The sequence below is a fragment of the Halorubrum sp. SD690R genome (assembly GCF_005435035.1).
GTDB lineage: Archaea > Halobacteriota > Halobacteria > Halobacteriales > Haloferacaceae > Halorubrum > Halorubrum ezzemoulense.
In genome coordinates this window covers 1-9935 of sequence record NZ_SGTV01000054.1, presented here as the reverse complement: position 1 = coordinate 9935, position 9935 = coordinate 1, and the positions used below count along the sequence as shown (strand labels likewise).

At 53.1% G+C, this 9935-nt stretch carries 11 protein-coding genes and 2 pseudogenes; 8 read left to right on the top strand and 5 right to left on the bottom strand.

What is annotated here, in order from left to right; all coding sequences use genetic code 11:
• On the bottom strand, positions 1-463 hold a 463-nt coding region (locus EXE41_RS17760), incomplete at its 3' end, for a hypothetical protein (RefSeq protein ID WP_137691687.1).
• Complete coding sequence (locus tag EXE41_RS17755) at positions 456-1064, bottom strand: hypothetical protein (RefSeq protein ID WP_137691686.1); 609 nt, start codon at positions 1062-1064, stop codon at positions 456-458. The genes EXE41_RS17760 and EXE41_RS17755, both read right to left, overlap by 8 nt.
• 288 nt (positions 1065-1352) lie before the next feature.
• Here EXE41_RS17755 and EXE41_RS17750 point away from each other — a divergent pair, with 288 nt between their 5' ends.
• From EXE41_RS17750 to EXE41_RS17740, 3 genes are all read left to right on the top strand, one after another.
• Complete coding sequence (locus tag EXE41_RS17750; protein WP_199240902.1) at positions 1353-1583, top strand: winged helix-turn-helix domain-containing protein; 231 nt, start codon at positions 1353-1355, stop codon at positions 1581-1583.
• Positions 1584-2071: 488 nt separating this feature from the next.
• Positions 2072-2872, top strand: coding sequence for a site-specific integrase (locus EXE41_RS17745; RefSeq protein WP_137691684.1), 801 nt, complete (start codon positions 2072-2074; stop codon positions 2870-2872).
• Between the two features lie 389 nt (positions 2873-3261).
• On the top strand, positions 3262-4005 hold the full coding sequence (locus tag EXE41_RS17740; RefSeq protein WP_158294439.1) for a winged helix-turn-helix transcriptional regulator: 744 nt from the start codon (positions 3262-3264) through the stop codon (positions 4003-4005).
• Positions 4006-4135: 130 nt separating this feature from the next.
• Here the strand turns inward: EXE41_RS17740 and EXE41_RS19765 are convergent.
• Positions 4136-4572 (bottom strand): annotated as a pseudogene (locus EXE41_RS19765) (ISH3 family transposase); the annotation flags it as partial.
• Positions 4573-4690: 118 nt separating this feature from the next.
• Between EXE41_RS19765 and EXE41_RS17730 the strand changes: the two are divergent.
• Both EXE41_RS17730 and EXE41_RS17725 read left to right on the top strand, forming a co-directional pair.
• Entirely contained in the window at positions 4691-5620 is a 930-nt protein-coding gene (locus tag EXE41_RS17730) for a hypothetical protein (protein ID WP_137691681.1), read from the top strand.
• Between the two features lie 37 nt (positions 5621-5657).
• Positions 5658-5963: a hypothetical protein gene (locus EXE41_RS17725; protein WP_137691680.1), complete on the top strand. Its 306-nt coding sequence runs from the start codon at positions 5658-5660 to the stop codon at positions 5961-5963.
• A 562-nt stretch (positions 5964-6525) separates the two neighbouring features.
• On the opposite strand, the gene EXE41_RS17720 is transcribed toward EXE41_RS17725, so the two are convergent.
• Positions 6526-7122 carry a site-specific integrase gene (locus EXE41_RS17720; protein ID WP_137691679.1) on the bottom strand — a complete coding sequence of 199 codons (597 nt, stop codon included), beginning with the start codon at positions 7120-7122 and terminating at the stop codon, positions 6526-6528.
• 350 nt (positions 7123-7472) lie between these two features.
• Positions 7473-7808 (bottom strand): hypothetical protein, encoded by a 336-nt coding sequence (locus tag EXE41_RS17715; protein WP_137691678.1) that lies wholly within the window; start codon positions 7806-7808, stop codon positions 7473-7475.
• A gap of 154 nt (positions 7809-7962) precedes the next feature.
• Between EXE41_RS17715 and EXE41_RS17710 the strand changes: the two genes are divergently transcribed.
• From EXE41_RS17710 to EXE41_RS19760, 3 genes and pseudogenes are all read left to right on the top strand, one after another.
• Positions 7963-8334, top strand: coding sequence for a hypothetical protein (locus EXE41_RS17710; RefSeq protein WP_241987283.1), 372 nt, complete (start codon positions 7963-7965; stop codon positions 8332-8334).
• Between the two features lie 27 nt (positions 8335-8361).
• A complete protein-coding gene (locus tag EXE41_RS17705; RefSeq protein WP_394348118.1) occupies positions 8362-9558 on the top strand; it encodes an IS4 family transposase in 1197 nt (398 codons plus the stop codon).
• A gap of 220 nt (positions 9559-9778) precedes the next feature.
• Positions 9779-9935, top strand: a pseudogene (locus EXE41_RS19760) (transposase); the annotation flags it as partial.

Here is a 9935-nt window from a genome sequence, read left to right as displayed (position 1 = left end):
CAAGGACATCATACACCCCAACGAGATCAGTCTGATCTTGTGTATTGAAGCGGTCAACCACCTGTATCATATCGGCGTACGCGATGTCACCAAAGGGCCACCGCAGTCCATGTTGGAGAAATCGCGTTCGACAGAAGGGGAGATCGAACCCACCGTTCCACGTCTCACCATTGAATGCGGTCACGTAGTGGGTGTCACCATTGAGTTGGTTCGTGACAAACGACGCGACCGCCTCGAGGAGTTCGCCCTCGTCAGCGACGACGTCGAGTTGGGCTGTCCCAGTTGACTCCTCATCAAGCGCTCTCACCAGTGTGTTGCGATCCACCTCGCTGTGGCCGCCAGTATTGAGAATAAGCGATTCACCGAGACCGTGTGCGAACCCAGCAACGGTGATGACAGCATCCGCATCGAATCCAGAGGTCTCGATGTCGAACGCAACTGGAGTAAGTCGTGAGTCACTCATTTGTGAGGTCGATAATGTCCTCAGATTTGAATCGATCAGTCGAAACGCCTAGTCGCTTCAGTAGGAGGTGCCAGGAGATCTGACGGGTCTTCTGTTCACCCATCGTCACGTGTTCTTCAAGAGACCAGTTATCAAGCACATCGTCAACTACCTCAGCAGGCACGAGCAATTTCCCTACCTCTTCTTCGATCCCATATCTGACTGAATACACGACAAAAAAGTAAATCGCTGTGCGTGAATCGGACAGTGTGGTTTCAGCTATCAACTGGTCGTGATGATGCTTCCAGATTCGGAACTGTCCATATCGCCCAGGCTCGCTAGTACTACTACCCTGATAGCGAGCGACACAAGATTTGACCTCAACATCATAGGATATCTCACCCGGAACATACGCATCAACATACGGCTCAATTGACGCGCGAAAAACTCTTCCAGACTCGTGAAATATTGCGTTAACGAGTCGTTCAGCGTTATATCCTCGTCCAGACGCAGTTGACCGTCCATATCCGTCACAGGTATTCGCATTTACCTTGTAGCGAACGTCTTCTAATTTCATCTCGGGGTTGATCACGTCGGGGTTCGGAGAGCAGTTCTCTGTCATTGCCCACACGTCGTTATCCCGCCGGGGCTACCCCCTGTAAAGTGGTGTTTAGCAGGTAGTTCAACAGCTGCTGAACTTATTTGTTGAATGAGTCCATTCCAAGCTACTCCTCGGATCTGAGGCTCACTATGTGATGCCATGGCTCACGAGCAGGTATATGTAGACTAGATATAAAAATCTCATCTATTAGTGAGTTTATATTCATCAAATAGTTATCACACTTGATATATCGGTTGAAAAAGTGGTGTGAAATAGAGGAGTATCTACGTGAGAGAGCCAGCCCCGTGGATGCAAATGCCCATTGACGACCGCATTCTTGAGGCACTAGCAACATCTGGGTTGGTCCTGTCACCCTCCGTTATTGCGTTCAATATCGACAAGGCACGAAGCGAAGTAAACCGTCGACTCTCAGTGCTTGTCGATCATGGCCTCGTCGAGCGCGTCAAGCGAGGCTACTACACGATCACAGAGGTTGGTGAGCAGTATCTTGCCGGCGATCTCGATCCCGACGACTTCTAATCTGGCGTCTAGCCAACCCCGTAGTAAAGCATAAGGTAAATTACTATTCGTCCCCTGCTGTACCCTCTACTAACAGAAACATAATATTTCATGTACGGTATATTTTCTTATATGTTTCTAGAATGACTATCGCTCTGGGGCCTACCTATGAAAATCATACATCGTCTTGCGATTATCCTATGACGCTCTTGTGAAGCAGATTGTCGGTCAGGACTTTTCGGGCTGAGTGAGATCGGCCGATCTCTTCTTTTAGCCTGTGTCACTCCTGTTCTGATGAGTATGCCGCCGTACAGAGCTACAACAAAATTGTCCGGCAGCTCGCCGCAAACAATGTTTTACCCAAGAGCGATCCCACAATATTGTGGAAGAATGTCAAGAAGTTCCACAACATTCAGACCCTTTGGAGGCCAAATACAGGGTATAGCGCTTCTCTGTCCACTTTCACCTTGTGGCACACCTTTAGACACTTGGCAACTTGTGATCTATTCATGAAGGAACGTCAAACGCCTGACTATGATGGTCCCAATGAAGAAAAGTACAAACCTCTCGACAGAAAACCTACAGAACGGCTCATCGAAGCTGCAATGGAGGCCGACCCACTCGATGAGGTGTGCGTGCGGGTTCCCCTCTCAACAGGCCTCCGAGTCGGTGAGTTAGCGCATACAAAAGCGAAATATGTAGATCAAGAGTGGTCAGACGAGTACGAGAGTGTTACTTGGTACGTGAGAATTCCCGGATTTGAGCCGTGCGTCGGTGGTTCCGGACCAACGGGCCAAGGGAACGAAAATGGCGGAAACCTTCACCAGACTGGACAACCGTGTAGTCAGTGCCGAAATAGAACCGTTGAAGGGAAAGATTGGCTCAGTGACAAACAAAAACAACAACCTGCTTTCTCGCCAAAATCCAAGAACTCCATAGAAAAGTACCAATGGTTCTTACCAGGCCGGAGTGGCGTCGCCAAAATATTGAAGTCCATTTGTGAAGCCAATGGCGGTCAGTTCCCGATCATGCACGGGTCGATCAACCGGCGTATCCGTCGGGTCGCCCGAGACGCTGGCCTCGATGACACTCGCTCAGAGGACCCCGATTCTGGCAAGCTAAATATTACTGCCCACGCCCTTCGACATACCTACGGCTGTAAATTAGGTGCTCAGTCGGAGTTTAATCCTACCCAAGTGATGACCTACATGCGGCATGGAAACCTCGACATGGCGATCTGGTACTCGAGTCAGTGGGGCGAGCGTCGACGTCGGGCGATGACAGAATTTGAAGACAAATTTAGCGGATGACTGGTCCTGGAGAACCCGGTAAACACGTTGAGCCGTTGACCGACAACGAATTGAAGACGCTGCTCAACGCCGTAGACAACCTGGTACCCGGATACCGCCGAGTTGCTAATATCGTCCCGTTCACTGGCTTGCTGAAGAAAGAGTACACACACTTGAGAGAGTCTTGGATTGAATGGAACGATGACGTGGTGGCAATTCATATCCCTGAAACAATGCCGTGTACGTCCGTCAAATACACGAGCTCGTCATGGGACATTGTTGAGCGCGATGGGCCGTGTCTCAGGTCCAAAGTTGATGATGCACCTCCCGGCCGAGTCTACTCAAAAAAAGAAAGAACAATTTATGTGACTGAGAGCCGGGCACAAGCAGCACTGAGGGGAGTGTTCAGTATGGCTGATGAAAACCCGGCTTCGACAGTACACATCCATCACATTGTGGACAAGCTGCCGCTTGATTTCACATACCGTCAACTCCGCTTCACTCGTCTTCGGCTGCTCGGAGATCGAGGAATAGATCCAAACCAAATTGCAGCTGAGTGGGGAGTAACCCCTAAAGACAGCATCGCCCAGTTCCCATCGGTAATGAGGAATATTCTTCGAGATTCAGCACACGACTATTACGACCCTTACAACCGCGCAAAAGAAATTCTAGCTCTACTCAATAGACACGGAGCTATGACCGCAGGCGAAATAAGCAATGCCTTGGCGCAGTCTGATAGTTCAGTGTGGCGGCGGGTTGATACACTGGAAAAGCACAATGCGGTGGAAACCTCCGATTCGATGGGCCTGCTTATTCGACCGGTTCTCACCGTCAAGCAACTAGATTCAAATCACCCGAAGGCAGATGATGCCGCGCGGAATACGCTCGCGGTACTCAACGAAGAAGGTCCAACTCATAAGCCGGAATTAGAGGGCGAGCTTGGTGTCAGTACATCAGAAGTACATCGGCGGGTAGAGTCCTTGAAAGAGTACGATACGATTACTGTTTCAGAGTTTCGCGGTCGGAGTATCACACCGCTCAAGACCGTTAAGCAGTTTCTACAGTGTTCATCCTGTGAAAAGCAGTATGACAGTATAAGAGCAAAAAATGCCCACGAGCAACAAGCGCATGTAGACGCGACCTCACCATTTTGAGCGATCAGGACTACCGAGGGGCTAGAGAAACTCAACAAGGACATCGCTAGTGGTGTCGCCAGCGTGTACCGCTTGTTCCGTGCCCGTGCGTATTAGCGTCGCGTACGCATGAAACGCTGGTCGCGTACGCATGAAACGCTGGTCGCGTACGCATGAAACGCTGTGGCTCTCATTTCGCCTGTGAGAAGTACAGCGCTTCTGTCTTGTATTCATCGCCGCAGTAGGGTCGAGGTGGAGGCCTGTACGGACCTCTTCCGGTCGATCTAGAAGCGTCTAAAGCGTATCTCGTTGAAATAGCGCGTCCCACACCGCCTCGACGGAGTCAAGCTCGAACTGCGCGGTGAGATGTCCTCGGGCGGTCTTGGCGTGTATCGAGTCGTCGATCGTTTCGCAGACGTGATTGACCAAGCCACCGGTGCTGGCGACGGCAAGAACATCATACAACGCCCTTGTCGTGGCCTCGATGTCCTCATCGAGATCGATCGCAAGCTCTTGGTTAAGCCTATTGACGACAAAATCAACTAGGTGCTCTTCCCTCCTCTTGCTGTCTGCTTCGGTATCTTCCACACCCTTCCTAAGCAGACACCTTCACTCAAACCCGGTGTGCTCGACTGAATTTGAGCCTCTCTCAATGAGCGTCTGACTTAATCTTAAGGTTAGGGATATCCTTAGGCATAACCGTATCATGGCTGATCAATTCACGGCGGCACTCGATGAGGCTGAAGAGGCCCACGTTCGGTATGCCGAGCAGTTAGGGCTCATCGAGGACCGCACACCGTTCGCGGCGGAATCACTCCCTGACACGCGGGTCGCCGTACGAGTCAACGATGACCTTCTCCAAGAGGTTGCCTCACACATCCTCACCCGCGCCGGGCACGTCTCGGTGATCGACAAGCGAGGTGCTGGGAAGACCCACTTCCGAGAGCTCGTGTACGACGCGCTGAGCGAGGGCCCTCGCAGCGACGAGTTCGCCATCGCCCGCATCCGTGAGGTCGAGAGCATCACCACACGCCGGCTTTACACCCGGCTGCTCGACGAACTCGATGCGTACGATGAGCTCGACATCCCCGAGACCTATCCACGGGCGACCGATGAGGTCCGCCAGGTCGTCGAGGAGGTCTCCGAGCAACTGGAGGCGGCGGATCTCACGTGTATCGTCCAAGTGGACCAACTCGAGGACGCGGCGCGGAACACACGTACCTTCGAGCAGCTGCTCGCCGGGCTCCAGAGTATCGGCGATCTCGGCGAGACTGGACCCGCGTTCATCCTCTTCCTGTTCGGGACGCCTGAGGCTGGGGACCGACTCGACGAGCTGCGGGAGACGCTGTCGTCGCGACTGGTCGCCAAGGACCGGTCGCTCGAACGGTTCGGCTTCGCTGAGACCGAGGAGCTGATTGCTCGATGGCTGGCCTGGGCCCGCGACGAGGAGTACACCGAGGGGTATCTCTCTGATCCGTACACGGCCCCGGCGATCCGGACGATCGTCGAGCGCTCGGATGGAACGCCGCGCTCGGTGCGGCAGGAGTGCTACCACGCCTACCGTGCTGGTGCCCAGCAGTTCGCCGCCGGCGACGGCGTCGAGATCACTGACGAGACAATCGAGACGTACGCATAAGCTTAAGATTAAGATTAAACTCATGAGCGACAACCCGATGACTGACGCATTCGACGCAGCGGAAGACGAACAGGACAAGACGAACGAGGGCGACACCGGAAACGACTTCGACGTCGACCGGTACCTCAACGCGCTGAACAGCGACAGCGCACCGAAGGATAAGACGGTCGGGGTCGCGGTGACGACCGAGACACACGCGTTCTATCACGAACTTCAGAATGCCGACGAGGTCGAGGTGAACCCAGCCCAGTCAATCCGAGACCACCTAGAGAAACTGGCTCACCGCCACCCGAAGGTCTTCGAGCGGGCGATGCGGAAGCTCGAAATCGAGCGCGAGTTCTGACGCAAAAAACCTGTTCTCATCTAAACTGGTCAAATTGCCGAAATAATTAAGTGCGTGGAGTACATAGATGTATACAAGTTAGTAGGGCGTCCGTGGTGTCTAAGTCTCGGATGTTTCTGAACGCACGAAGTGCGGTCCAAAACCGCACGAGTGTGGGCCGATGCGTCCGCTCTTGGTGAAGGTTTGTCTCCGAAAGGGGTGGACAGATTCATCCATGCTTTGAGTCGGAAGTGTTCGCACAAAGAGGGCACTAATAGATTCTTATATGTCTATATCATTGGAAGACGCATTCTATGGTGTTGTCACCAGCGCTATCGTCGTTGGTGCCTCTCCGCTGGCGCTCACTCTGTTCAATATCGTGAGTATTGCAGCGGTCGTCGTCCTGCTCTGCGATTAGGACGACTGTGACACCATGTCTGTGGCGACATGGTTGTCACTCAGTATTTGAGGAATAGCCGCCCGAGATGGGCGTCCGTGGTGTCTAAGTCCACTTAACCAGTGGACGTACAAACGAATAAAACCGTCGGCTGAAGTCGTGTTGGTTGGGGCACACACGTGAATTTTAGATAGTTTCGAAGTGGTCGTACTCGCGCTCAGTCGTGAGGAGCGAGGCGTGTCGGAGACGATTCCGAACGTCGTAGAGTGTGTTCCCCTCTTCGATCCGCAACATCCGCCAGGCAACGCTGTGACGGAGCGTGTGCGCGGAGACGTCTTCGGGCCGACCTCGCCCTGAGAAGCAGTACGGGCGAACGCCAGCGCGACGAGCAGCGCGCTGAACGACGTCGTTAATCCCCTTGCCCGTCATCCGACTGTCCTTCTGGCTGGGCACTAGGGCAGGAACGTCGTCGACGCGAGTCTCAAGGAACTGACCGAGCGTTGCGACGGTCCGCAGCGAGCCGTCCCGATCGAGCTCGAAGGCAACGGGCGGTGGGGAGCTGTCGTTGGGGTAGTCCTTTTGGACCGACGTCGGGAGTCGGAGGTGTCCGTCCACGAGGTCGAGCATCTCGCGGTCCACGCAGGCGAGCTCGCCACGACGGAGACCGGTGTCGTAGAGGAGGGTGATGATCGCATCGTCACGCCGTGGGTGACGCCCCTCATGAGCGGCGTCGCGCATCGCCTCGACTTGGTCGGGCTTCAGCCAGTGCTTCTCGTCTCCCATGGATGAACCGTGCTTCTCTGGGAGCGGTCTAATAATGTTTGATTCTGTTGGTAGATTCGAACATTCTGTAGCCGATCCATCCTGAACCCGCTACAGTCTGGTGGTTTTGTCTTCTGGAAGGTGGTCTTCAAGGCGCCAACCCCAGGGTAGCGTGCCGATCAGAGCGGGCAAAACGCTGTAAGTTGAGACCAACTATCTCAATGTATACGGTCACTGTTTCAGAAGGTGGACCCGACGTGTTCCTTTCTATTGATCAAGGAGTCTCAATTGTTGTGTTAGATGATCAGAAAATTTTTGCTCAAATATCCGAACATGGCATGGTTATCAGGGGGAGTAATTGGGGGAATAAATTATGTTCCGGGTGAAGTTTCAGATGGATAAACGATAAATGTGTATACAAAAGAAAATAAAACTTGACCGAGTGGAATTGCCCCCAATAGAAGAGCGAGCACAGATATTCCCCATTTTTCTTTGTCACTTACATCTCTATTGAACTTTGATGTACTCTTAAATACAATATATGGATATAGTAGAGTTACAGATCCAAACCAAAATAGAGAGATGTCGTATGCTAGTTCATAGTTAGCCTGTGTGATTTCTCTGAACCCAGCAATGAGTAATAGTGCTGTAGGAAGTATAATCGTGGTTACTGGCAGCAGTAAGTTTACCCTATATTTGGCCATCATCTCTGTTTAAACCTTATTAATATTTAATATTTTTGTTCCGGTTAGAACAGATGAAAGGAATAGTATCTCGTTTCCAACGGACCTTGTATTGAGCACTATCGAGTAGATAATTCACCGAAGTAGCTTTTGTCGTCGGTTATAGTAGCGCTGTCCGATGACACCGACACAATCCTCTCGACGTGCTGTGTACCGTCGCATCGCCCAGACGTCCTACTACGACTGGCCAGCCTATCGTGCGACGCCACTCTACGACCGGAGTTCGACAACCGGCCTTGCTGAAGATGTCCGGGTTCTCGCAACCGTCTGGTTCGACCACGACGCCCACGACTCTATCGAAGCGTTCGTCGCTCACTGGCCGCTAGCCTACGTCGAATTCGACGCTCACGATCGCTACACTGGGAGCACGACGTACGAAATGGATGCGCTATTCCGTGGGTTTCTCCTCAAGGAACTCTACGGGTGGGACTACGAAACGGCACTCTGCTCGTATCTGGAAGACCGACCCTGTCCCGTTTCGAGTATTTAAAACCGGCTGAAGGCCGGTAGTGACGGCATGATGTGTGTAGAAGATGAGAGGCCGTCGTCAGAAGAATCGTCCGCAGGTCAATTCAATCCCACCCATTCGGTTGCCGAGGACCTGTACTCGCTGCTCGACGAAGTCGACAGCGAGTCCATTGCCGACGAGTTCGGGATTGGTACACACTGCAAGAAGCACGACTTCGATAACCACCTCAAAATCGGCATTTTCGAGGGAATTAGCCCATCTGACTCGCTCGCTGAACTGGCTGAGAAAACAGCAACCCACGAGCAGTTGGCCTATATGGCTGGGTCAACCTTCTCTCGCCGGACGAACGACCGCGACTACCGCGCGGTCGTTCGTCTCCTCTTCGAACTACTCCACACCCCGCAATTGTATCATCAGCGTGCCGTTCAACGTAAACGCCTCAACTGGCTCAACCGTCCTGTCGTAGCACTTGATGCAACCAATCTCACACTCACCCGATCAGTCGCTGTGGCCAGTGAACTCGACGAAGAAACCGTTATTCACGAAATCCAACCAACTGACGGTGGACTCAAGCTCAACCTTGCCGCGCGCGTAGACGGTGAGCACAGCCACCCGCTTGGCGTGACCGTCACAGGCGGTGACACCCGTGAACCGACGCAGTTCGATCATCTTCAGAGCGATGTCGAGGTCTTCGTAGACCTCGACTCGCTGATTCGCGTCTTTGACCGTGGGTACCTCGATTATGACCGTTTCTGCGCGATGAAACAGCGTGGAGAGGATTTTGTCACACTACTGCGATCTGATGCCCGAGTCGACATCTTGGAATCGGTCCAAGATGTCGGCATTACCGACGAAGCAGGCACACGAAGCGTGTCCGACCAGCGTGTTGAACTGGGTGAGACTGGCGAGCAATTCCGTCGTATCGTGTTTGAGGACGTTGACGGAAGCGAAATGGAGTACCTGACGACGCTGGCGTCGTCAGAGTACGATCCTGTCGAGGTGATCAGTATCTACACGCTACGGACAGTTATCGAGATTCTGTTTCGAGAGCTCAAGCAGTATGCGAATGTTGAACAATTCCACTCACAATCACTCAACGGCGTGCTGTTCGAGTTGTTCTGTACGTTGATTGGATACGTACTGGTACAGTGGTTCCGGCAGCGCCACCCGCTTCGGGGTGGCGTGCCGGAAGCCATTCGAAAGATTCGGACCCGATGGAATCAGTCGTTACCATCGTACGGTTGAGCGAGATGTAGACCCACGGGAGAGCCGCCACGCTTAGCGGCGGCTCTCCTGAGACTGGCAGTTCTGAGTGAATTGAAACGTAACTCTCGCAGCTACTGGAGGTAGATCAGATTCGTTTCAGTAGTCTGTAGAATTGAGCAAGTCACAGCACCGCTTCGGATTTCCTCTCTCGAACTAATTTAGACAGGAGCTTTATCAACTCGAAACGGGACAGGACCGACCCTCTCTCCGCCGTCGCCTCGGGTTCGAAACTGTGCCCGACCAGTCGACGCTCTGGCGGAGTTGGCACTATCGGTTCACCTCCGACCTCCGCGAGTGTATCGAAACTGCCGCGCGGACGATCCTCTTCAAGGCGTCCGACGCTGGGGTTTCGGTTC